Here is a 24,702-nt window from a genome sequence, read left to right on the forward strand (position 1 = left end):
TTTTTGCATAATTCTATGGCTTTTTTAATGTGCTCATATAGGCGTATAAGCTCTTTTTTTCTACTATTCTTAATGAAATATTTGAGTTTTGCTCTTGTTCTCTAGTTCGAAATACCGCTAATACTTCAAACAGAGAAGAACAAGGCAACGCTCACGCGGTCATGTTGTTTTCAACATGACTCGATGTGCCGCATCTACAGAAATGTGGATTTTGGTGCATTGCCCTTTGGCCGCATGCGGCGGTGCTTTTCTCGAATCGAGAAAGGTCTTTGGGGGCGTGGGTTGTTTCGCCTGTTTCTTTGTTGGGCACTTAGCGGTAGCCTCGAACTAAGGCGGGTGGACCTGCGCCCCTTTTTATTTCATAAAATAGCGCAACCTACTGTCAGAACGAGAGCGTACTGGCAGAGGTTTGATTGGCTAATAAAAAGACAACATTGCGTATTGACAATGAGGAATTACATGAAAGTTCCGGTTTTCTTTCTGCGCAAGTCTTTTGGTGTCAATCTTGTCGTGTTCCTATAATCACATCTCCAGAGCAGATTAATGGTGTTAATGGCAAAAGCGTATGTCCACTTTGTCATTCAACAACAACATTTCTGTCAACAGATTTGCGTCCGGTCTTTCCAGAGGAAAGATTGCTGTTGGAACTTCTGTTAGCTCACAATCAACCTTTGAAATATTCGGAGTGCTCTGTATGGGCTCTTGATAGCCGTTATTATATCGACGGAAAGATGAAGTCCATTCCTTCAAAGACCTTTCGAACGGAAGATTGCGATGTCCTTTCCGCATTGATTAAGGAAAGCGAAAAAAACAATAAATCCAAGAAAGTTCAAGCATGTTTTGATGACTTCAAAAATAAATTTATTGCTGCTAACAAAAATCGCCTCAACGCCCTGATTAGCGAAGCACATGCTTTTATTAAGAAAGAAGCCGCCAACTATCCAGAAGAAAACATTGTTCTGTCTTTCTCTGGGGGTAAGGATTCTTCCGTTACAGCGGACATTGTGACGAAAGCATTAGGTAATCCGAGTCTTGTTCATATTTTCGGTAACACAACATTGGAATTTCCGCAAACGGTTGAATACGCAAAAAGATTTAAGAAAAATCATCCGTTTGCAATTTTTGAAACTTCTATCAATGAAGATCAAAATTTTATGGATGTTTGTGAAGACATTGGTCCTCCAGCACGAATTATGCGTTGGTGCTGTTCCATGTTCAAAACAGGACCGATTACGCGTGTATTAAATTCTCTGTACAGAAATCAGCAAATATTGACCTTTTATGGGATTCGTCGTGCAGAAAGTGCGAGCCGAAGCAAATACAATCGTGTCGAAAGCGGCAAGGAATCTGTTAAAATTCAAAAGCAAACAGTGGCATCTCCAATCATTGACTGGAAAGATATCGATATCTGGCTTTATCTTTTGGCGGAGAATGTTGATTTTAACGATGCGTATCGTTTAGGATACGATCGTGTTGGTTGCTGGTGTTGCCCGAATAACAATCAGCGTGCTCAATTCTTGAGCAGAATCTACATGCCTGAGAATTCTAAGAAATGGCGAGACTTCTTAATTCGCTTTGCGAAAAGAATCGGCAAGCCTGATCCAGAAGAATATGTGGATTCTGGAGCATGGAAAGCTCGTCAAGGTGGAAACGGCTTGGCTGCAGCCGATGATGTAAAAATCAAATTCACAAATTGCACCGCGGAAGACCATGCGAAAAATTACAGGCTTGTTCGTCCGTTTGACGATGAACTTGTGAATATGTTTGTGCCGTTCGGAACGATTAATCGTGAATTAGGTAGAAAACTTCTTCACGAGGTTCTTGTACTTGATGTTCGTACAAATGTGCCAATCATTTCTCTCCAACCGTTTACTGTCGATGGCTTTGAACATGCTGTAAAGATAAGAACAATGAATGTTGCGGATCATGACGATTTGCAAAGAAAAATTGCTTACCAAATTCGAAAGTTTAATGGCTGTAGAAAATGTTTGAAGTGTGAAAGTGTCTGTAAGGCTGGAGCCATTAGTATAACCGCTGAAGGTTATCACATTGATGAAAAAAAATGCGTCCATTGCAAAATGTGTGTGAATCAGTCTGTTTTGGCAATGGGATGCTTGATGGGAAAGTATTTGAAAACGAAAGAGGTTCGTTAGATGAAGTTTAGAGCTCATGAAACTTTTTTTATCCGTAAGGGCTGGCTTTCTAAGGGAATCAAATATGTAGAGCTGACTGAGGGACGTGTTTTTATAGATAAAGAAAACAATCCGATGGATGTATTAGGGATTGGCAGCAACATGGTTAAATCTCTTCGTTATTGGTTACAGGCCGTCGGCATCACATGCGAAAATATTGCGACAAAGAGAGTTCAGAAATTTACGGATTTGGGAAATTTAATTCGTGAGAATGACCGCTATATTGAGGAATTGGGAACGCTTTTGTTGCTTCACTATGAACTTGCTACAAATAAAGAACTTGCTACTAGTTGGTACGTGTTTTTCAATGAATTTTTAATGAGCGAGTTTACACAAGAAGATTTTCTGAATTTTATTCGAAATTACATCTCAATGAATATTGGCGAAGATGAAAAAGAATCTGGAACCACGAGAACTCTGGAAGATGACTTTAACTGCATCGTAGGAACGTATGTTCCCCGTTATAAATTGAATCCCGCAAAGGTTTCTGCTGAAAGCAATATTGATTGCCCGTTTGGTGAGATGAACCTTATTGAAGTACTGAATAAGAGAGATGGTGTATATAGGAAGAATATTCTAAGTGCTGCATCCTTCAATCCTTGGATTACACTAGCTCTAATTCAGAAGAAACACTGCGGAACAGAGGAAATTCTTCTGAAAGACTTGCTGTTAACTTCAGAAAGCATTGGAAAGGCTTTTAATCTTGATTCTATAACATTGCTTGAAATTTTACGAAATCTTGAAAAACTGGGCGAAGCAAAGATTATTAGAACAGCGGGGTTGGATGTTGTAAGAATTAAGCATCCAGAACAACAGTACATTGATTGCGTTCAAAAGTATTACGAATCCATTGCAAATGAAAGGGCTTAATATTATGAGCAAAATGATTCAAACTGCAAGTGGTTTCCAGTATTCTGTAAATATCGAATATGATTTGCATAATACAGAGAAATTGGGAAATTTTATCCCAACGAGATCATCATTGTCTTTGTTAGAAGATATCCTTGATAGTACTCAGAATAGTGCTACTAATCGAGCTAGAATTCTAATTGGTGCTTACGGAAAAGGCAAAAGTCATATTGTACTTACGATTCTTTCCTTGTTGATGAAAAAGAATCGTGATTTGTTTGTTCATTTAAATGAAAAACTTCAAGAAAATAACCGTTTGTCTGCGCTGCTGAAAAATTACTATAGCGGAAAGGTCAAGTTATTGCCTGTTGTTATTTCTGGCAATAGCACAAGTTTGCATCAGGCCTTTATATTCTCCTTGCAGAAAACCTTGAGCGATAATAACCTGATGGATGTTATGCCGGAAACTAATTATGCGGCGGCAATAAAAACGATTCAGAAATGGGAAAAAGACTATCCTCAAACATTTAAAACATTTGCAAAAGGGATAAACGGAACTGTCAAAGCATTCATTGAAAAATTGCAGGATTTTGATGTAAATGCGTACCGCCAATTTGAGCAGGTTTATCCTGAATTGACTGCCGGAAGCATTTTTAATCCTTTTGTAGGTTTTGATGTTGTTGACCTATACGAAAGTGTCGCTAAAGCATTAAAAAGGACCTCAAAATGGACTGGTCTTTATGTTGTATACGACGAGTTTAGCAAGTATCTTGAAGCCAACATATCTACAGCAAGTGTTAGTGACACAAAAATGTTGCAAGATTTTGCGGAAAAGTGCTCAAGAAGCGGCGATACGCAGATGCACCTTATGCTTATTTCGCATAAAGAGATTGCAAATTATATTGACCAACTTCCGAAACAGAAAACAGATGGATGGCGAGGTATCTCAGAACGATTTGAACATGTCTTGCTTAATAATAATTTTACGCAAGTATATGAGATAATATCGTCGGTCATTAAGAAGAAGCCCGCTGATTGGAATCGTTTTAAAAAAAGCCAAAACAAAAAATTTGATGACCTGTTTGCGATATATTGTAATCACTCGTTGTTTAATGAAATGAAACCCGATGAAGTGCAAAAACTTCTACTTGATTGCTATCCGCTTCATCCGGTCAGCGTTTTTATTCTTCCGCGACTTTCAGAACAGATTGCACAAAATGAAAGAACCCTTTTTACATTCTTGTCGGCACAAGGGCACTCGACACTTTCTGCATTCTTAAGTGGGTATGACGATTCTAATTTCAAGTTGGTAACCCCAGATTTGTTGTTTGATTATTTTGAACAACTTTTCAAGAAGGAAATTTATAATAACGAAATTCGCGATGTCTATTTATTGGCGAATCGGGCTCTTGAAAAAATTGGAAAGAAAAAGATTCTTGAATGTAAGATCATAAAAACATTGTGCTTGCTTTATATCCTGCAACAGTTTGAAAAAATCAAGCCGGTTAAAGAAGAAATATTTCACATTTACAAAAATGAATATACAGAGGAAGATATTCTTTTAGCTATTGACAATCTTGTAGAAAAAGAATTCGTTGTTTATTTGCGGCAGAGTAATTCTTATTTAAAATTGAAAGAATCTTCTGGTGTTGATATTGAAAAAACGATAAATGATGAAATTGAACGACAACGCAGTAAATTTGACTTGTGTGATGTTTTAAACGAATTTAATACCAGTGCGTATTTATATCCATCGAGGTATAACGACAAATATGAGATGACTCGATGGTTTGATTTCATATTTGTTTCAGATAAAGAATTCTTAGAAGATACGGACTGGCAAAATAGATATGCCGAGAGAGACTCTGATGGTCAAGTTATTGCGGTCGTTTTAGGTGGAAAAAATTCAGCAAAAAAAATTCGCACTTTGGTCGAGCAAGTTTCCGTTGCTCAAAGACAAATTTTATTTGTTGTTCCCTCGCAGTTTAAAGAAATCGAAAGTACCGCAAAAAAATATAGTGCGGTTTATGCTCTACGCGAGAAATCTCATGGCGATAGCGCTTTAGAAGATGAATATCAAGTCGTGATAGATGATTTAAGTGAAGTATTATACGGATTTGTTGCTGATTATATCAGAGCTGAGAGAAATGCTTCGTCATATATTTATTGTGGAGAAGACGCCTGTATTAGTAGAAAATCGGAACTTTCTGAAAAACTTTCCGAAATTTGTGAAAATATTTATTCAAAAGCTCCGATTATCAAGAATGAAGCTATCAACAAAAACTCTCCAACAACGGTAATGGAAAATGCCCGAGAGAAGGTTATTTCTGCTCTATTAAGAAATGAACTTGAATATAATCTTGGTTTGACCGGAACGGGCCCTGACGTGTTCATTATGCGAAGTGTCTTGATAAATACTGGGCTGTTGATTAATGAAAAAAATGATGTAAGATTAAATTTTGATTTCCAGAAGAAGGATGATGTTGCCGTTGTAAAACCTATTGTTGACGCTCTGCAATGGTTTGTCAATAATGCTGCAGAGAAAAATAAAGCTTCTTTTGGTGCGTTGTATCGAAGATTGACATCACCTAGTGGAAAAATCGGCATGAGAAAAGGAATTATTCCGATATTCATTGCCGCATTCTTGCATTGCCATAAAAGGTCCATTTCTATTCATAATGAATATGGAACTGTAGAAATTTCTGCGCAGACCTTAAACCAGATAAATAAAAATCCTGATTCATATACTCTGACTTACATATCTTGGGATTCGACTAAAGAAAAGTACATCCATGATATGAAAACTTTATTTGGTCAGTGGCTTACTCCTTACGAGATGAAGTCGCTTGAAATTGATGGATTGTTTGCCGCGATGAATCGCTGGTATTTCGATTTGCCTAAGTATACGAAAGAAATTTATTCAAAGGCAAATCCCAAAAAGACAAACCAAGTCTTTGTCGATTTTCTGAATTTGTTTACGCAAAATGTAAGTTGTGAAGAAATCCTTTTTGAACGAATTCCGATGGTGTTTACGGGAAAACCTTCGTGTGGGGAAAATGTCCTTACGAAGTTATCCGATGCCAAAAAGGATATCGATGATTCAATAATTAGACTGAAGCAGTTGCTTTTAGATATAACAAGAAATGTTTTCGCCAATCAGCCAGTAAAGAAAGCCTCAGTGCCTTCTATATGCAAAGAATGGACTAAAAAGCTTGACAAGAATGTTTCCGACAATGTATTTGATGATGGTATAACTGATAGAATGCTGAATCTTTTCTATCAGAATATGTCGGACGAATCAAAATTCATTGAAGGTCTTGCAGAAATTTTGACCGGATTGAGAATTGTTGATTGGAATTTCAATACAATTGATTCTTTTAAGAACAAACTGAAAGAGTGTAAAAAAACTGCAGAAAACTATAAAGAAACTGATACACGGAATCAGGATAATAGCTATAGGCTTTCCTTTACCGACGAAATGGGCCGCGAATCTACAAAGACGTTTAGCAAAGTCGATTTAACTCCTCGTTCACGGTTGCTCTTCAATAAAATGGAAGATGCGCTTAATACAATGGGACAGGCGTTGTCAGTGGCGGAAAAGAGGCAGGTTGTTGTAGATATTCTTCAAAAAATGTGTGGGGAGAACAACTAATGGCTTATTTCGACAATGCAGCGACGACTTTCCCGAAACCAGAATGTGTTTATGATTTCATGAATACATTCTATAGGGAATGTGGCGGAAACGCTGGCCGCGGAAGCCACAAACTTTCGATAGGTGCTGGTAAGATGGTTTCTGGAACCAGGAATCGTCTTAAGCAGTTACTGCATTGTGAAAATAAACAAATCGTATTCACGCCTTCAGCTACGATTGCCTTGAACATGATTTTGCAGGGTGTTCTTGATGGCAAAATGACTGCGAGAGCAAATGTTTATATTTCTCCGTTTGAACATAATGCTGTGACAAGGATTCTTCATCATTATGAAGAAATCGGAGTAGTCAACGTAAAAATACTTGATATTGATGATAATTTCCATTATGATTTTGCGAAAATAAAGAAGAATTTTGATAAAGCAGTCCCTTCTTTGATGGTTGTTAGCCATGCAAGCAATGTTATTGGCTTAATTTCTCCAGTAGAAGAACTGTGCTCAATGGCAAAGAAATACAACGCCGTTACCGTTATAGATATGGCACAAACTGCCGGCCTGGTTGACATTAATGTCGGCTTGGAGACATTTGATTTCGCTGTGTTTGCTGGACATAAGACGCTTTATGGGCCAACAGGAATTAGTGGCTTTGCAATGAAGCCTGATTTTGATTTGGATCCAGTTTTATTTGGTGGCACCGGTTTTGAAAGTGCTAATCAGGATATGCCAAACGATATTCCCCAGCGCTATGAAATGGGGACGCTCAATATCGCTGGAATTGCTGGATTGCATGCTTCATTGGGTTGGATATTAGATGAGGGAATAGATTATTTATGGGAGCATGAGCAATTAAAGCGAAAAGAATTGCTAAAGATTCTTCGTTCTTATCATTTTGTGAAAATCGTTGGTGATAATGAACGCAATCAATATGTAGGAATAGTTTCTTGCGTAATAGATGGATTGCCTAGTGATACTGCGGCAAGTGTATTTGCCGAGAAGAATATTGCAGTTCGAAGTGGGTTGCAGTGTGCTCCGCTCGCACACAAGACTTTGGGAACCTTTCCTTCGGGAACAATACGGTTTAGTTGTAGTGCGTTTACGAGCGATGCGGACTTTGTCGACTTAAAACAATCTTTGGAATGGATTAAGGAAAATTTGTAACGGGTTCGCTTATGAGTTTACGGAATATACAAATTGAGTCGGAATATAGAAATTTACACGGAAATATAATTCGTGATTTCTACAATCCGCTTTTAAGCGAAGCGATTGCGTATGATCGATCTGTTGGATTTTTTTCATCAACAGCCTTATCCTGTTTTTCTGTTGGATTGTGCAGTTTTTTGAAGAATGGGGGTAAGATAAGATTAGTAGCTACTCCATATCTCTCAACTGAAGACATTCAGGCTATGAGAGATGGATATAAAGCTCGAAATGAAATTATTGAAAACGCTTTGGTGAGAAACTTATTTGAACCCGAAAATGGCAAAGAAGTTGAACGCTTAAATATGCTGGCAAATCTTATTGCTGAATGCCGTATGGATATAAAAATTGCGCTTACGAAAGCAGGCATGTATCATGAAAAACTAGGAATAATTGAAGATTCTGATGGAAATTATGTAGCATTTTCGGGATCTTCAAATGAATCAGAAAATGCATTTCTAAACAATTATGAATCCACAGATGTATTCTGTTCGTGGAAGGATTTTGAAAAAGACAGGGCTTTGAAAAAAAAGAATTCCTTTGAAAAAATTTGGAATGGGACTGATGACGCTCTGGAAATTCTTGAGTTCCCGAAATTGAAAGATGAAATTATACGACGATACAAAAAAACAGCTCCGAAATTTGATATGGATGAAGACTTTTCATATGAGCCTCCTAAAATAGGTGAAATGAATCTAGGAGAATCATCTGCAAAATATTCTCCGTTAGTAAAAAAGAATGTTCCAATGATGCCTAAATGGTTTGAAAAAAACATTTTTGATTACCAAAAAGAGGCGATAGATAATTGGGCAAAACAAGGTTTTTGCGGAATTTTTGATATGGCCACTGGTACTGGCAAAACGCTTACTGGTTTAGGGGCTGTAACTAGATGTTTTGAATCGAATAAAAAACTTGCAACATTTATTGTTGTGCCGTATCAACATCTTGTAGAACAATGGGTTGAAGATGTTGTTAAATTCAATATTAGGCCAATTATTGCGTATTCGACATCGTCTCAAATTGATTGGAAAGATAGGTTGAAGAAAGCTGTTCGTGACCAGAAAATTCGTCCGAGTGAAAAAAGTTTTTTTTGTGTGGTTACAACTAACGCGACTTTCAAAAGTAATTTTGTTCAAGACCAACTAAAAAATATTAAAGCGGATTGTTTGCTAGTTGTTGATGAAGCACATAATGCTGGAGCAGGGGGCTTTAAGAAGATACTTGATTCGAAGTTTAACTATAGATTAGCTTTGTCTGCGACAATTGACCGGCATGGCGATGATGAGGGAACTCGGTTTTTGTATGATTACTTTGGTTATGTTTGTGTTTCCTATGGTTTGGAAAAAGCTATTGAAGAAAAAAAACTTACTCCATATAAATATTATCCAATTATAATTCATTTGACGGATGGTGAATTTTCTGAGTATAAACGGCTGACTAAAGAGATGCTTCAGCATACAAGGGTCTCGAAGAGTGGAAATGTTGAATTAGATTCATATGGTGAACTTCTTGCTATAAAACGCTCAAGAATTGTTGCTGGTGCGCAAAATAAATTAGATGCATTTAGAAAATGTATTGAACCATATAAGAAAAAAACAAACATCTTGGTGTATTGTGGGGCTACAACAGTTGTTTACGATTCCGATTCTAGTGGCGGAGAATATGACTTTGATAAGTCCGAAGTTGGAGAAAGACAAATTATAGCTGTGACCAAAATATTGGGAAATGAAATGGGAATGTCGGTATCTCGGTTTACATCGGAAGAAGATATTGCATCTCGTAGAGTTATAACTGAAAATTTTAAGAACGAAAATTTGCAGGCTATAGTAGCAATAAAATGTTTGGATGAAGGCGTGAATATCCCTTCAATTAAAACAGCTTTCATTTTAGCTAGTACAACGAATCCAAAGGAGTATATTCAACGCAGAGGCCGTGTTTTGAGAACGTGGCCCGGAAAAGAATATGCAGAAATATATGATTTTGTGACTCTGCCACAAAATATTGATGCGGTGCGGTATTTAACTGATGAAGAAAAAGCTAGTGGTAGAGCTCTTGTAAAAAATGAATTGCTGCGGTTGAAAGAGTTTTCTGGTATTGCGTTGAATCGAATTGACAGCCTGTGTCTAATTGATGAAATTCAACAAGTGTACCAAATAACTGACAAGGATTTAAACGACAAAAAAATGGAGGATTTCTATGAGTAAAGAAATCGAAATTGATAAAGTAAAGGCTGACATTTTGATGAAAAAGATAGTCGCACTCGAAAAAATCAATTTAAAAACTCAACAAAAAAGTGATCCGCAAATGATTCTTGATATTCAAAAAGAAATTGAGGAGGTTGTACAATGTTACTCGAATCCATAAAACTCCATAATTTTAGGCAATATAGGGATGCCTTTTTAGATTTTGCACAAGATGTTCATGGAAAAAATGTAACCATTATTATCGGTGAAAATGGTAGTGGAAAAACAACTTTTTTGCAAAGCTTTTTTTGGTGTTTGTATGGTATCACAAATTTTAAGGATTCTGTTGTTTTAAACAAATCTGTTGCGAGTGAAATGACTCCGTCTGCTCCTGCGGATACGTTCGTTGAAATAAACTTACAGCATGGAGATGTTCACTACAAGATTAAGAGAACTCAAAGATTTAGAAAAGATCTTGGAAATAATGTTAAGGTAGATGGTAGTTCTTTTTGTGAAATTGAGAAAAAGGATAAAACAGGAAATAAAAGTTTTGTTGAGGCTTCCAAAAGAGAGTCTACAATTAATTTAATTCTAAGAAAGGAATTGTCTCGTTATTTCTTTTTTGATGGTGAACGTATTGAAACCATGGGTAAAGAGATTTCCGGTTATAAGAAATCCGAAGAATTTGCAGAGGCTGTTGAAGGGTTGCTTGGCTTAAAAGGGATGCAAAAAGCTTTGGAACACCTAAATGGTGGTCCGAAAAATTCTGTTATTGGTAAATATAATCAGCGGTATGATTCTGCAAGTGATTCTGCTGTTAGAGAGCTTACAAAAATCATCAATGATTGCGATGAAGAAATCGAAAATAAAGGAAAACGTATTGCAGAAATAGATAATGAAGATTATAAAGCTGAAGAAGAACGACGGGCGAAGCAAGAAGAACTGAAGGGGTATGAATCAAGTAAAGAATTGCAAGAATATAAAGAATCCTTGGAAAAAGATATCAAACAATATTCTATTAGTAAAGCTGAAGCTCAGAAAGATATTTGTCGTGAATTTAATAATCAGGCAACATCATTTTTGTCTTTAGGACTTATTAAGCCTGCGTTTGACATACTTGTTAAATTGAATTTGTCTGGTAGTGATATTCCGAATATAACGGATAAAACGATTCAGTATTTGCTAGATCATCATAAATGTTTGTGTGGAACTTGTCTTTCGGAGAACTCTCCTGAGGTGGAAGAATTAAAAAAATGGTTTGATGTGCTTCCTCCAAAATCTATTGGAAGTATGGTGAATGATTTTAAAATGGTAGCGAGAAATAGATTGAATTCTATCAATGATTTCGTATCGTTAAGAAATGAGAAAAAATCGTCAAATAAGTGTTTTTGAAGACAAAATTATGGATGCGGAAGATATAATCGAAAATGAAATAAATCCGAAATTAAATGGAAAAGATGTAGAAGAAATTGTTCAAGAAATTTCTGCAACTATTGCGGAATGTGGAAGAATTATTAGCAAGCATAAGGAAGAACGAGATACATTAAATCAAGAAATTGGAGCTGCGAGAATCAAACGTGAGGAGGCAAATAAGAAACGTAAAGATAGGGCTCTTGCTAGCGAAAAAAATCGTAAGGTTGAAATTTATAAGGCTTATGCTCAATATCTTTATGATGCGTTGTATAAAAAGTATTCGACTAGTGAAGCGGAAGTTCGTTCTCGGCTAGAAGCTAATATGAATGAAATTTTTTCGACTATTAATAATGGTGATTTTTCAGTAAAAATAAATGAGAAATATCAAATAGATGTGATTGCAAATAATGTTAATGATAAGGTTGAGCTATCTGAAGGTCAGGGTATTTCTGTTATATTTTCCTTTATTACAAGCATGATTAAAATGTCTAGAGAAAATAGATTGTCTCAAACAGATCATGATTTGTCTTCTGATATATATCCTTTGGTAATGGATGCTCCGTTGTCAAAATTTGATAAAAAGCACATTAAGTCTGTATGTGAAACGATTCCTCGTTTGACAGAACAGGTAATTATCTTTATTAAAGATACCGATGGTGATTTGGCTATGGAGTATATGGGTGATAAAATAGGCAAATCACACAAAATAAGAAAGATAAGTGAAACAGAAACAGTCTTAGAGTAAGGGAGAATGATAATGTTCGATAAGGAAGTTCGCTTAACGGGTAAGCATGCTCGTTATATGATTTTGTTGGCAAATAATTTGGGTGAAACAAATGCTAAATTATTTAATCGTAACATTGATGTTTATGTTCAGGCTCCTATTGTTGGCTTTTTATATAAGAGAAAAGGATCTAAAGATAATGATATGAAAGATCCTAATGGAAAAGTTTATGATGCTCATATTTTGAAGGATCAGATGCTTAATGCAAAAGACAATCTTGTTTTCAATATGCAGTTGATATTGCTTTTGGATTCTGAATATGAACAGAATGAGGAAAATCGCATTGATCATGCGTTTCGTAATTTTGGAAAAAATGATGGTGATTTTGAACTTTTTGAATCTTATTTATTAGGTGGAATTGAAGTTTTGTACGAACATTTAATTGCGGATGCCGCAAAAACTGATGATTTTATTGAAAATTTATCGAGTTTTGTCGACGACATAAATGAACGCTATAATCAAAATGTTAATAAAGAAAAACTCCTCGATTCTTTGAACTAATGGCTTGTACTGGGATCGAAAAAGCTTTTGAATTCTTATTAAAAAAATCTAATTCGCAAGGGTATGTGTCTCTTGACGATATACTTTCTTGTGGGGATTTGTTTAATCTTGAGATAGATGATATTGAAAGACTTACGGATGTAGTACTAGAAAATAACATCATAATCAATAATCATTCAAAGGTGGAAATCCTAGCTGAGAATGATGTCAATTATAAGGATTTTTCCTGCATTTTTGATGCGGTTATAGCAGCCGAACCTTTGTTAGAAAACTTCATAGAGTATGTTAGGAAAATTCAACCAGCAGATAAAAAAGAAATGGTTCGCATTCAATATCAGCTCTTTGAAGGACATGAATACGCTCGAAAACGTGCTATAGAGGGAAATCTACGTATTGCAGTAATTTTAGCATATAGGGAATCTGTTGCATATAATAAGAATATTGTCGATTGCATTGGTGAAGCTTGTTTAGCATTGGTTTCTGCTTGTAATTCGTATAAGCCGGATGAACATCAAACTTTTGCGAGTTACATAAGTATTGCTGTATTTGATTATTTGGCTAGAACAATTGGTGTTCCTTTTTTTTCAATTCCGGTGAATATAGTTAACCTTTGTCGAAAATTGTATAAGGATATTAAATATAATAGACTGGGAAAAAAAGATGCATTGCTGTATGTCTGTTCTTGTTATGGATTAGAAGAATATTGGTCAAATGTGCTGTACGATATTCTTCATGTATTTTTTCTAGATGAAGACGTTTTGGATAATGTTCTTGATAATGTGTATTCAGAAAGTTGTTATGAAAATTTTCTGACGGATGTTGAAAATGATATAGAGCGAAAGAATGTTCAGATCCTAATCAATCGATGTCTTAATGAATGTTTGACGGATCGGGAATATAATGTTGTTGAACATCGTTATGGCTTGAATGGTAAAGATTCGCATTCATTAGTTGAATTGGGTTCTCATCAGGTGGTATCGAGAGAACGCATTCGGCAAATTGAAAAAAAAGCTTTGACTAAATTAGAAAGACGGAAAGAATGGTTCAGAGAAAAAATGGCTTTTGAGTTTAAGGATATTTATCATAGAAACGCTAATGTGGACAAAGATGATGCTGATGATTTGCATTAGCCTGCATTTGCTAGATTGCATAGATTGTGATGAAATGTAAGTAAAATTATGGACGATTTTTTTTGCCCGCAAAGTATGTTACCGCCCCTCTATCCCTCTCTAAATGTCCTCAAAAACAAGACATTTAGAGAATTATAAGCACTTTTTTGCGGTATAACTCTCTAAATGTGCTTTTTTTCGAAAAACACAAGATTTTGGCATTGTTGGTCATTTTCTCATGAAAAATGGTATAAAGTGACCCAAATGATGAGTCCATATGATGTGTTATAGGCCCTCCCTATATCTTTTCTTGCGTTTCTCATATTTCTGCGAAAATTCAAAAGTTTAGCCTTGACTAATTAGCCTTGGCTTACTAATTTTAGTCTTGTCTAATAAAATTAGGCGACGTTAACGTTTAAAGGATCATCAAATATGGAAAACAATCACGTAAAGCTCAGCCAGAGCCTCGAAGACTATCTGGAAATGGTGCATATGCTTCGCTTGGCAAACGGGATTGCCCGTGTCAAGGATATTGCCGCCGCCCTTTCTGTGAAGATGCCTTCTGTGGCAAAAGCGATTCTTGAACTTAAAAAGCTGGGCCTTGTGACTCAGGAACCCTATAGCGGTGTGGAACTCACCGAAGAAGGGCGTAAGGCGGCAGCCGATGTGCTGAACCGCCATATTCTTTTGAAGGGCTTTTTAATCCGTCTCGGCGTTTCCGAAGCAATTGCTGACAAGGACGCCTGCTGCATGGAACATATTCTTTCGGCTGAAACCCTTTCGACCATCGAAGACTTCATGAAAAAAGGAAATGAAGGCGTCGTTGCGAAAAAGGCGAATGCATTAAAGGCAAAAAAAGGAAAATAACAATGGGTTGTAATTGTGGTTGCGGCGGCAAGTCGCAAACTAAAAAATGGGATTTGGAACCGAAATTTTCGGATCTCAAGAAGGGCGACAAGGTTGAAATTGTCGGCTACAATGAGGGCGATGCCCGCTACAAGTCCAAGCTTTTGTCGATGGGACTTGTCCGTGGTGTAACGCTTGAAGTCTTGCAGATTGCGCCTCTCGGTGATCCGATTGAGGTGAGTGTTCTTTCTTACCGTTTGTCGCTTCGCAGACAAGAAGCGAATGTTCTTAAATTGAAGAGGGTCTAATGGCTCCGAAGCTTTTTACTATTGCAATTGCCGGTAACCCGAACTGCGGTAAAACGGCTCTTTTTAATGCCCTTACGGGTGCTCGCCAGAGTGTTGGTAACTGGCCGGGCGTGACTGTCGAAAAGAAGGAAGGCTTTTTTGAACTCGGTAACCAGCATATCCGCGTGGTGGACTTGCCGGGTACTTATGCAATTTTTGCCAATGCCGAAGATGAACGCGCCGCTGTGGACTACTTGCTCACTCGCGAAGCGGACCTCATTGTCAATATCATTGATGCCTCGAACATTGAACGTAACTTGTTCTTGACTTCTCAGCTTGTCGACATGCAGATCCCGATGGTGATTGCGGCGAACATGATCGACATCGCGGAAAAGCGCGGCTTGCATTTGGATTTGGATATCCTCGCTGAACGTTTCGGTGTGCCGGTGATTCCGCTTTCTGCCGTGAACGAAAGAAGCATCACGAACTTCATCAGCGAAATGGCGCATGTTGTTGCGGGCAAGAAGATGACGCCCAAGGCGATTGATTACGGCGAGAAGGTTGAAGCTGCTGTCAAGTATTTGGAGCCGAAGGTTGAGCCGGTTGCAAAGCTTTTGGATGCGGATGCCCGCTGGGTTTCGCTCATGTATTTGGGCAACGAAAAGAGCTATGCGGACAAGTTTGCCGAAGCCAAGGTGCAGATTAACAAGGCCGAAGTCACGCAGATTCTCGGCGAAGAAAGCGAATTTGCGATGGCGGATTCACGCTACAGTTTGGCTCACGAAATTGCAGGTAAGACGATTCTTTCGAACCGTTCCAAGAGAACCTGGTCCGATAAGCTCGACTCCGTGCTTTTGAACCGCTGGGCTTCGCTCCCGATTTTCCTCTTGGTCATGTACCTGGTCTTCTGGGTTGCAGTGACGATTGGTTCTGCGTTCATTGATTTCTTTGACGTGCTGTTTGGCGCTATCTTTGTGGATGGCCTTGGCTACTTGCTCACGGATGTGTTCCATGCGCCGGGCTTTGTGTCTGCAATCCTCGCCGACGGTATCGGTGCTGGTATCCAGACTGTGTCGACGTTCATTCCGGTCATCTTCTTTATGTTCCTCTGCCTTTCTTTCTTGGAAGACTCGGGTTACATGGCACGTGCCGCTTTTGTCGCGGACCGCTTTATGCGATTCCTCGGACTCCCGGGCCGTGCATTCGTGCCGATGATGGTTGGCTTTGGTTGCGGCGTGCCGGGCATTATGGGCTCTCGCGTGCTCGAATCCAAGCGTGAACGATTCCTCACGATTTTCCTCGTGCCGTTCATGAGCTGCGGCGCTCGCCTTCCGGTGTATGCGTTGTTTGCAGCTGCATTCTTTGGAACGCAGGCAGGGACGGTCGTGTTTGCCCTCTACCTCGCGGGCGTTCTCTTTGCGATCGTGTACGGCTTGATTCTTCGTCGCTCCTTGTTTGTGGGTGAGGCTAGCAACTTTGTGATGGAGCTGCCGCCTTATCACTTGCCGAAGTTCAAGTCGCTCATGATCCACTCTTGGCTCCGTTTGCGTGACTACGTGATTCGCGCCGGTAAGGTGATTACGATTGCGGTTGCAATACTTGGCTTCCTCAATAGCTTTGGCTTTGTGGACAAGCTCTACACCGAAATCAATGGCGAAAAGACCGAAATCGTGAAGAGCGAAGAAGGCTACGCCATGGTGCAGGACGAAAAGGAAGTGCTGCTCCCTGAAGGTGTCGTGATTGACGAATCCAAGGTCCAGACGGAAAGCGAATTTACGGCGGGTAACGGTGATTCCGAAAACAGCTTGCTTTCTGTAATCGGTAAGGCAATTACCCCGGTTTTTGAACCATTCGGTGTTGAATCTAACAACTGGCCTGCATCTGTGTCGCTTTTCACTGGCCTCCTTGCTAAGGAAGCTGTGATTGGTACGATGAACTCGCTGTACTCTATGGCGGGGCCGGGTGATGCTTCGGCTGCTACCGAGACCCCGAAGGCTCCCGAAGTTGCTGCAGCTCCGGAGAAGCCCGTGGAAGTTGTGGCTGCTGATAGCTCTGTAGCCGATTCTGCAAAGGTCGCGGTTGCTGATTCCGCAGTCGCTGATAGCGCAGTTGTCGCAGACAGTGCTGCTGCTGAACCTGCCACCGCTGAAGAAAAGATCCTCATCGCAGGCGTGGACGAATGCCCTGCCGAAGAAGAGGAAGAAGGTGGTGCTCCGGATATTCTCGGTGCATTCAAGGAAGCCCTTGGCACGATTCCGGAAAACTTGAGTGAAGTCTTCGGCTCTCTCACGGACATTCTCGGAACATCTGGTGAACTCGAAGCGCAGAATGCCGCAGAACTCAAGAAGGTCACGCTTGATAAGATTCTTGATGCAAAAGCGATTACTTGCGAAGAATACGCTTCTATCGAAACCTTCAGCGAAGATGAAGGTGCCGACAAGGCTCGTGAAGAAGTCTTTGCAAAGCTTGCTGCTGCAGGCCTTACGCTGAGCGAAGATGAAATCGGCGCTCTCGAAGAAGGCGACTTGAGCGAAACGGCTGACATCTATGCCAACCTCCGCTCTTACTTCCACAACCCGGACAAGAACGGAAACCCGGTCGATGGATTTAACTGGCAGGTGTTTGCATTCCTCATCTTCATCTTGCTCTATGTGCCGTGCCTTGCTGCGATGGGTGTCGTGGTTCGCGAAATCGGCCTTGGACTTGGTGTGTTGATGGCTGTGGTACAGACAATCCTCGCTTGGGCTGTCGCGGTGCTCCTCTACCAGGTGCCGGTCGGTGGCAATGTATTCTGGATTGTAAGCTCGATCATCGTGCTTGTGGCAACATTCGTGTTCCTTAAGCTCTTTGGTATGAGCGCAAATAAGAAAGGGCGTTTCGAAGACTAATTGCATTTGAGTCAAGAATCATTATTAAGGGCTGGTAGGCCCGAAACCTGCCAGCCCTTAATTAAACGCTCTTAATTAGACTAAACTAACAAAGATAGGAGAAACTAACAATGGGCGCAGAAAAAAATGATTCTGAATGGAACGAACTGAAAAATAATTGGCACGCTCTTTGCTTTAAGAAGAGTAAAAAGGGCGAAAAGCCTAGAGTTTTGTAACACAAAATGTAAAACGCTTGACGGAGTGTTACAAAAAATCAAAAGAATCCGTCATAGGAGTGAAAAATGAAGACTCGTTTAACATCCAACCTCTTGTTTGGTCTTGCTGCTGCATCTATCCTTGCCGTTCCGGCGCTTGCTCAGGAAGCTGAAGCCGCATCTAAAGGCCCGGAAGTCAAGTTCTCTGGTGAAGTGGAATTTGACGCCTACACGGGCGATGTGATTAATGACGATAAGCAGAGCCATAGCTACGCTTCTACTTTCGATTTGAACGTTGATGTTAAGCTTAACGAAAAATGGTCTGCATCTGTACAGTTGGAAGCTGATGGCGAAACGACAGATCCGACCGCTATTTACAATGGCGCATTTGTCCAGTACACGCATAATGACAAGTTTGCTGTGAAGTTTGGTGACTTGACTTTCTCGGAAGGAGCTTTCCTGAACTTCTACGATTATGATGATCCAGCTGATAATGCCGCCGGCATGGCAGAACACGATATTCGAGGATTTGAAATTGACTATAACGGACTTGTTTTTGGCCTCGGCTTTGGTCGCGGCGACAACGACAATCAGGTTTGCGTTGAAGAAGATGGTGAAGAAAAATGTGTAGGTGTTGCCTATGACCTCCACCTCGCTTACGAACTCGGCCTTGGTGAACATGTGTTGCGTCCGTTCCTTGATTACAAATCTTATCAGGAAGGCAAGCACAACGAATTGCACGCCGGTCTTGATGCAAACCTGAAGTTCGATGCTTTCACATTCCACTTCGTTTACGGTGCTCATGTTGACGCCCTTACCGAAGACGCTCCGGAAGCAACTCATGCATTGCTTTTCGAACCGGCTCTTGATCTCGGCACGTTCAATGTCAAGGCCTCTGTGCTCTACGCTATTTTCGACGACAAGGCTCCGACTGTCCATGGCGAAGAAATTCCTGAATACTTCTTTGTCTATGGCGAACCGGGCGTAAAGATCAACGATGCAATCGCTCTTGGCCTTCCGTTGGAATACCACACGAACACGCTTGACAAGGACGATGACGTCTCTACGTTCAACGTAGGCCTCCGTGCTTACTTCACTCCGGTCGAAGGTCTTGAAGTGACTGGCTTTGCCAAGTTCAATATCCCGGTCGGCGATGATGCTGGCGACGATACTGGCCTCGGCTTCGGTCTCGAAACTGTGTTCGCATTCTAAGATTTTGCCATAGGATAAACTTCCCGCCTCGATGAATGTCGTGGCGGGATTTTTGTATAGACAAATTTTATTAGATTAATCTAACTTTAGGGATTGTTTTGAGTCTATTTGGAGTTGAGTTAGAGAATGAAAAATTCTAAAATACATCTCAGAGACTATTGCCATAGAAGCTCGGCTAGCATATAGATTTCGTTACCTCATATATGCTAGAATAGGTTATCCCGCCGTGGCGAAGGCTAACGGCGGGATTTTTGACTTTATACTAAATGCTTAGGTTGTTCATGGATAGAAACCTTGATTCCTGCTTGGTTCGACAATGTGCCCCGACTCTTGCGGGCCATAAGTTGGGCAATCTCTTTTGTGTCGATGTTGCTGATGGTGTTTTGCTTTGCAATATCCTTGCTCGTTGGAATCAGGCGTTGAACCCTAAGGGCGTTGCGGCTCGCGTGATTGCTGAACGCTGTGGGCGTTATTTTATTTATGTCTACCGGAATAGCGCTTTACAGAATTTGGGATGCTCTTGCGAAGTACGTAATTTTTTGAAAGGTTTTGGCTACAGTTGCTTTGATGCTGAATCGCTTTTGAACTTTTTTCAGGTTCGCATGACGCGTTCGGTGTGTTTTCCGCATGAAGTGGGCGTGTTTTTGGGATACCCGCTTGACGATGTGAAAGATTTTATTACGTACGGCGGTAAAAATTACAAGTTGATTGGCTGCTGGAAGGTCTATAACGACGTGCCGAATTCCATGCACATTTTTGAAGTATACAAAAAATGTCAAAAGATTTTACGAGAACGATTTGAACTTGGTGAAACTTTGGAGCAGTTGACAGTTGCAAGTTGATGAAAAATCAACAATGTTGTCATTCCCGGCTTGACCGGGAATCTCCTTCTAGAAATAAGTAAGGGGATGCCCGCTCGGAGGCGGGCATGACAGAAATGATTTGAAAACTAACCGATAACAAAAGGAACATAAAATGAACAAAATTGCTGTTAATTTCTGGACAGGTACGGGTAACACCGAAGTTATGGCGAATGAAGTGGTTGCTGGCGCAAAGGAAGCTGGCGCCGATGTGACGCTTTTCAATACGTCTGCTTTTTCTGCCGATAAGGCCCAGGAATTTGACAAGTTTGCTTTGGGCTGCCCGGCAATGGGTGCCGAAGAACTCGAAGATAGCGAATTCCAGCCGCTTTATGATCAGCTGAAGGCTCAGATTTCGGGTAAGAAAGTCGTGCTTTTCGGCTCTTACGGCTGGGGTGGTGGCGAATGGATGAATCCGTGGAAAGAAGATGCCGCAAATGCAGGCCTCGTTCTTGCTGATGAACCGCTCGCTATTGAAGGCGCTCCGGATGATGCTGGCAAGGAAAAGTGCCGTGAACTCGGTAAGGTCCTTGCACTTTCGTAATTGTTGAGTCTCGATGATCCATGAAATGTTAGACTCTCTAACAAAATTAGAGAGTCTAACATTGTTAGAAAATCACTAACAATGTTAGCGCCAATCTCGTGAAACTCAACTGCGGTGCGGGGTTGCGATAGTTTTATATTTAATTTATTTGTAATTAGTCATTGGAAGGGAGAGTATCTAATTTTTTTAGGCGGGCAAGTTGCTCCGCTGATTTTTCTTTAATAAGGAGAAACATATGTCTATGTTCAAAAACGAAAAATTCTGGCTTGTTGTTGCCGGCGCTGTGGGCTCCGCTGTCGCTAAGAAGGTGCTCAAGGCAAAGAAGACCCGCGAACTCGCCGTTCAGGGACTTGCTCATGGCATGAAGTTCACGGCTGACGCCAAGGCTGCTTTCCAGGATATGAAGGACGAAGCTAGCGACATTTGCAACGACGCCAAGGCAGAAGCAGGTCTTAAGTAGGCTTTGAGCGATGGGGTCGGAGCTAAAGCTCCTCTCAGCACGCTTCGCTTTGAGGTCGCTACGCTTGGGCTATTCCATTACATTAAGCTCATAGCCCAAAGTGAGCCGAAGGCGAACGAGCCCATACCCCATAGCCTACAGTTTATTTTTGCAGGTTTTTAATCGTTATGAAATTCAGAATCGTTTACGATAAGCCGGGTCGCCTTCGCTTGCGTGCTGGGGCGTACGCTTTTGAACGTGATTATGAAGCGCGCATTCACAAGGCTTGCTTGAGTGAGCCTTGCGTTAAAAGTGTTGTGGTGCGTAGCGTCAATGGCGGCCTCCTTTTTGAATATTCCGCCAAGGCGGGCGATTTCGAGACGAGCCGTAAGCAGATTCTTGATTTTGTAAGTGCGCTCAACCCCAAAGAATTGCCTGAATGCGATGGTGAAACGGAATACCAGTTGCAAGCTTTGGACGATGGCTTTAAGGCAAGCCTCACGGGAATGATTGCAAGGCGCTATTTGTCGCGTTGGTTTTTACCGCTTCCGATTCGCACGGCAATTACGGTGGTTCGCGGATTGCGTTATGTGGCTCGCGGAATTTCGACGCTCATGAGCGGAAAGCTCACCGTCGATGTTTTGGATGGGGCTGCAATTGGTGCTAGCCTGCTCCAGAAAAATTATGAATCCGCAGGTACGGTCATGTTCCTTTTGGGCGTGTCGGGCTTGCTGGAAGATTACACCAAGGCGCGTACGCGCACGGCTTTGACGGGTAGTCTCGCCGTCAAGGTAGATAAGGTCTGGGTCGTAAAAGACGGCGTGGATACTTTGGTAGATATGAAGGATGTGCAGGTCGATGACTTGGTCCGCATCCGCTCCGGTAGCATGATTCCTGTGGATGGCCGCGTCATGGAAGGCGAAGCCTTTGTGAACGAATCGACGATGACGGGTGAATCCAAGGCGGTGATGAAAACTGCCGGCCGAATCGTCTTTGCAGGCACGGTTCTTGAAGAAGGTTCGATTGTGGTCCGCGTGACTGCAGTGAACAGCAATACGAAAATCCAGAAAATCGTGGAACTGATTGACCGTAGCGAAGACTTGAAGGCGAGCGTGCAGAGCCGTGCGGAACATTTGGCCGATAGCATTGTGCCGTTTAGCTTCCTGGGCTTTGGACTTACGCTCTTGTTGACGCAGAATATTTCGCGTGCGGTTTCCATCTTGATGGTGGATTACTCTTGCGCGATAAAGCTCTCGACGCCGATTTCCGTGATTTCTGCGCTGCGTGAAGCGGCGGATATGGACATGACGGTGAAGGGCGGCAAGTATTTGGAAGAACTTGCTCTTGCCGATACGATTGTGTTCGACAAGACGGGAACGCTCACGAAGGCGGAACCGCGTCTTGAAAAGATTATTCCGTTTGGCGAATATTCCGAAAAGCGAATCTTGAAAATCGCGGCATGCATCGAAGAACATTTCCCGCATAGCATGGCTCGTGCGATTGTGAAGGCCGCAATGGAACGCAATATCAATCACGCCGAAGAACATGCCGATGTGCAGTACATCGTGGCGCACGGTATCGCAACTTCGCTCAAGGGCAAGCGCGTGGTCATCGGAAGCAAGCACTTTGTCATTGAAGATGAAAAGGTCAATGTTTCCGAAGCGAACCAGGCGATTATTGACGAACAGGCGGGTGCTGCGTCCGTGATTTACCTCGGCATTGGCGGAGAATTGGCGGGTGCCATTTGCATTGGTGACCCTCCGCGTGAAGAAGCTGCGGATGCCATTCGCGGGCTGCGTGAAAGTGGCATCAAGAATGTGGTGATGCTGACGGGCGATAGCTTGAATGCTGCAGAACGCGTTGCGGAACATTTGGGAATCGATACGTTCTTTGCGCAGGTCTTGCCAGAAGACAAGCACCATTATGTGGAACGCATGAAGGCCGAAGGCAAGCGCGTGATTATGGTGGGCGACGGCATTAATGATGCTCCTGCTCTTGCTGCAGCGAATGTCTCTGTTGCCATGAGCGATGCTTCGGATATTGCCCGCGAAACAGCCGATGTGACGCTCCGCCGCGAGAATCTCGAAGACCTCGTGGAACTGCGCCTCTTGAGCCAAAAGCTGATGGAACGCATCATGAAGAACTACCGCTTTATCATCACGTTCAATACAAGTTTGCTTGTAGGCGGATTCTTCGGTCTGCTTTCTCCGACAACGTCTGCTTTTTTGCACAACGTATCGACCATGGGCATTTGCGCAAAAAGCATGACGAAATTAAAAGTGGAGTGAACGTCATCCCAGTTATTTCTTGTTTTAAGTATTCCCTTTGTTTTAGGGAATACTTTTTTAAATCGATTGCACGATAAATACGTGCCAGGAGCCTTCGTCTTTACCTTTTTCGATATAATGCTTGTCAAGAAGGTGTTGGACGAGCTTTTTAACGGCTGAAATTTGAATGTTCAGTTTTCGCTGTATATCTGCTAGCGACAATACGGGCTCGCTTTGCATTAATTCCAAAATTTTGCTGTAGTTCGGCGAACGAAACTCAATGCATTCTCCGTCATACCACCAAATGTTTTCTCCGTGCTTGGTAAGGAATCGGACGTCGGCATCAATTTCTTGCGCAACCATGCTGCGGAAATATTTGAGGAACGGAGCAATGGCTTTGATGGATGCGTTTGCGCCAGAACTAGGTGCTGCTCCCACCGCTAAATCAGCGGCGTGCAGTGCTTCTAGGTACTCTTCTTTTTTTCGGCTACGGACCACGACCATGGGGATGTCGTGTTTTGCCAAAATGTAATTGACGAGTAGTCGAGCGATTCGACCGTTGCCGTCTTCGAACGGATGAATTCTGATGTAGCGATAGTGAAACAGCGCTGCTAAATCCACAGGCGATAAGTTGCCTTCTTTTTCTGCGTTATTGTACCAATCGACTAGATCTGTCATCATCGCGGGCGTTTCTTCTGGGGAGGCGTAGTCGAATCGTTCTCCATATCGTGTGATGACGCTGTTTGGGCGAGTTTTGTATTGCCCTGCATGAACGACATACCCGACCTGCATTCCTCCAGGAAGTTCACGATGGACGGAATAGTCCTCGCGCAACAATGTGTGGTGCAAACCTCTAATAAAATTTTGCGTGAGAGGGGTTTCCTTGACGCGTGACTCCGCGACCATCATCTTGAGCGAAACTTCGCTTGCGACCATTTCCTGCACGCTTCGCACATTCGCTTCGCCGATGACCTTCCCAAAAAGCAGAAGAATTTCCGTTTGCCCGTAAGTGAGCGTGTTGCCTTCAATGTGGTTGCTGTTGTAGTTGAAATCAACTGAAAAGCGACGGGCAAGACGGGTCTTGTCCTCTTCTGAAATCGGCTGAAGCGTGTTCCATGCGTTAAGGGCTTTTTCTAGGGTCAGGTATCGCATAATTTTAAATATAATTAAAATGTTTGCGAAAAGGTAGCCGAACAACTACCTTTTTAGCAAAATTTCTTCAAAAATCGTGTCGTAATGGTGGTGTTATACCACTTTTTGTTAATCTGGAGATGCCCGCTCAAGGCTGG

At 41.4% G+C, this 24,702-nt stretch carries 19 protein-coding genes; 18 read left to right on the forward strand and 1 reads right to left on the reverse strand.

What is annotated here, in order from left to right; genetic code table 11:
- Positions 1–413 precede the first annotated feature (413 nt).
- The 18 genes from FSU_RS10265 to FSU_RS10345 all read left to right on the forward strand — a co-directional run bounded on the left by FSU_RS10265 (position 414) and on the right by FSU_RS10345 (position 23,434).
- Positions 414–2,153, forward strand: coding sequence for a phosphoadenosine phosphosulfate reductase domain-containing protein (locus tag FSU_RS10265; protein ID WP_014546338.1), 1,740 nt, complete (start codon positions 414–416; stop codon positions 2,151–2,153).
- Positions 2,154–3,062: a DUF4007 family protein gene (locus FSU_RS10270; protein ID WP_014546339.1), complete on the forward strand. Its 909-nt coding sequence runs from the start codon at positions 2,154–2,156 to the stop codon at positions 3,060–3,062. It abuts the gene before it with no gap.
- Positions 3,063–3,066: 4 nt separating this feature from the next.
- On the forward strand, positions 3,067–6,693 hold the full coding sequence (locus FSU_RS10275) for a hypothetical protein (protein WP_014546340.1): 3,627 nt from the start codon (positions 3,067–3,069) through the stop codon (positions 6,691–6,693).
- Positions 6,693–7,847 carry an aminotransferase class V-fold PLP-dependent enzyme gene (locus FSU_RS10280; RefSeq protein ID WP_014546341.1) on the forward strand — a complete coding sequence of 385 codons (1,155 nt, stop codon included), beginning with the start codon at positions 6,693–6,695 and terminating at the stop codon, positions 7,845–7,847. The genes FSU_RS10275 and FSU_RS10280 overlap by 1 nt, the downstream gene beginning before the upstream one ends.
- A gap of 11 nt (positions 7,848–7,858) precedes the next feature.
- A complete protein-coding gene (locus tag FSU_RS10285; RefSeq protein ID WP_014546342.1) occupies positions 7,859–10,090 on the forward strand; it encodes a DEAD/DEAH box helicase family protein in 2,232 nt (743 codons plus the stop codon).
- Positions 10,083–10,250, forward strand: coding sequence for a hypothetical protein (locus FSU_RS16430; RefSeq protein ID WP_014546343.1), 168 nt, complete (start codon positions 10,083–10,085; stop codon positions 10,248–10,250). The genes FSU_RS10285 and FSU_RS16430 overlap by 8 nt, the downstream gene beginning before the upstream one ends.
- Positions 10,232–11,461, forward strand: a complete 1,230-nt coding sequence (locus FSU_RS10290; protein WP_041917848.1) for an AAA family ATPase — start codon at positions 10,232–10,234, stop codon at positions 11,459–11,461. The genes FSU_RS16430 and FSU_RS10290 overlap by 19 nt, the downstream gene beginning before the upstream one ends.
- Positions 11,430–12,227, forward strand: coding sequence for an AAA family ATPase (locus FSU_RS10295; protein ID WP_014546344.1), 798 nt, complete (start codon positions 11,430–11,432; stop codon positions 12,225–12,227). Before FSU_RS10290 ends, FSU_RS10295 begins: the two co-directional genes overlap by 32 nt.
- Positions 12,228–12,239: 12 nt before the next feature.
- Complete coding sequence (locus FSU_RS10300; RefSeq protein WP_015732082.1) at positions 12,240–12,767, forward strand: hypothetical protein; 528 nt, start codon at positions 12,240–12,242, stop codon at positions 12,765–12,767.
- The gene (locus tag FSU_RS10305; RefSeq protein ID WP_014546346.1) at positions 12,767–13,897 is read left to right on the forward strand and encodes a sigma-70 family RNA polymerase sigma factor; all 1,131 of its coding nucleotides are present in this window, start codon (positions 12,767–12,769) and stop codon (positions 13,895–13,897) included. Before FSU_RS10300 ends, FSU_RS10305 begins: the two co-directional genes overlap by 1 nt.
- Before the next feature lie 411 nt (positions 13,898–14,308).
- Positions 14,309–14,743, forward strand: coding sequence for a metal-dependent transcriptional regulator (locus FSU_RS10310; RefSeq protein WP_014546347.1), 435 nt, complete (start codon positions 14,309–14,311; stop codon positions 14,741–14,743).
- 2 nt (positions 14,744–14,745) lie between these two features.
- The gene (locus FSU_RS10315; protein WP_015732083.1) at positions 14,746–15,030 is read left to right on the forward strand and encodes a FeoA family protein; all 285 of its coding nucleotides are present in this window, start codon (positions 14,746–14,748) and stop codon (positions 15,028–15,030) included.
- On the forward strand, positions 15,030–17,897 hold the full coding sequence (gene feoB / locus FSU_RS10320; protein WP_014546349.1) for a ferrous iron transport protein B: 2,868 nt from the start codon (positions 15,030–15,032) through the stop codon (positions 17,895–17,897). The genes FSU_RS10315 and feoB overlap by 1 nt, the downstream gene beginning before the upstream one ends.
- 281 nt (positions 17,898–18,178) lie before the next feature.
- Positions 18,179–19,303 carry a hypothetical protein gene (locus FSU_RS10325; RefSeq protein ID WP_014546351.1) on the forward strand — a complete coding sequence of 375 codons (1,125 nt, stop codon included), beginning with the start codon at positions 18,179–18,181 and terminating at the stop codon, positions 19,301–19,303.
- Positions 19,304–19,584: 281 nt separating this feature from the next.
- Positions 19,585–20,145 (forward strand): DUF3793 family protein, encoded by a 561-nt coding sequence (locus tag FSU_RS10330; RefSeq protein WP_014546352.1) that lies wholly within the window; start codon positions 19,585–19,587, stop codon positions 20,143–20,145.
- A 133-nt stretch (positions 20,146–20,278) separates the two neighbouring features.
- Complete coding sequence (locus FSU_RS10335; protein ID WP_014546353.1) at positions 20,279–20,707, forward strand: flavodoxin; 429 nt, start codon at positions 20,279–20,281, stop codon at positions 20,705–20,707.
- A gap of 235 nt (positions 20,708–20,942) precedes the next feature.
- Positions 20,943–21,167 (forward strand): hypothetical protein, encoded by a 225-nt coding sequence (locus FSU_RS10340; RefSeq protein WP_014546354.1) that lies wholly within the window; start codon positions 20,943–20,945, stop codon positions 21,165–21,167.
- 167 nt (positions 21,168–21,334) lie between these two features.
- On the forward strand, positions 21,335–23,434 hold the full coding sequence (locus FSU_RS10345) for a heavy metal translocating P-type ATPase (protein ID WP_014546355.1): 2,100 nt from the start codon (positions 21,335–21,337) through the stop codon (positions 23,432–23,434).
- A gap of 57 nt (positions 23,435–23,491) precedes the next feature.
- On the opposite strand, the gene FSU_RS10350 is transcribed toward FSU_RS10345, so the two are convergent.
- Positions 23,492–24,565 (reverse strand): Fic family protein, encoded by a 1,074-nt coding sequence (locus tag FSU_RS10350; protein ID WP_015732086.1) that lies wholly within the window; start codon positions 24,563–24,565, stop codon positions 23,492–23,494.
- Positions 24,566–24,702 lie beyond the last annotated feature (137 nt).

This window comes from Fibrobacter succinogenes subsp. succinogenes S85 (assembly GCF_000146505.1).
In the GTDB taxonomy this organism is placed as follows: Bacteria; Fibrobacterota; Fibrobacteria; order Fibrobacterales; family Fibrobacteraceae; genus Fibrobacter; species Fibrobacter succinogenes.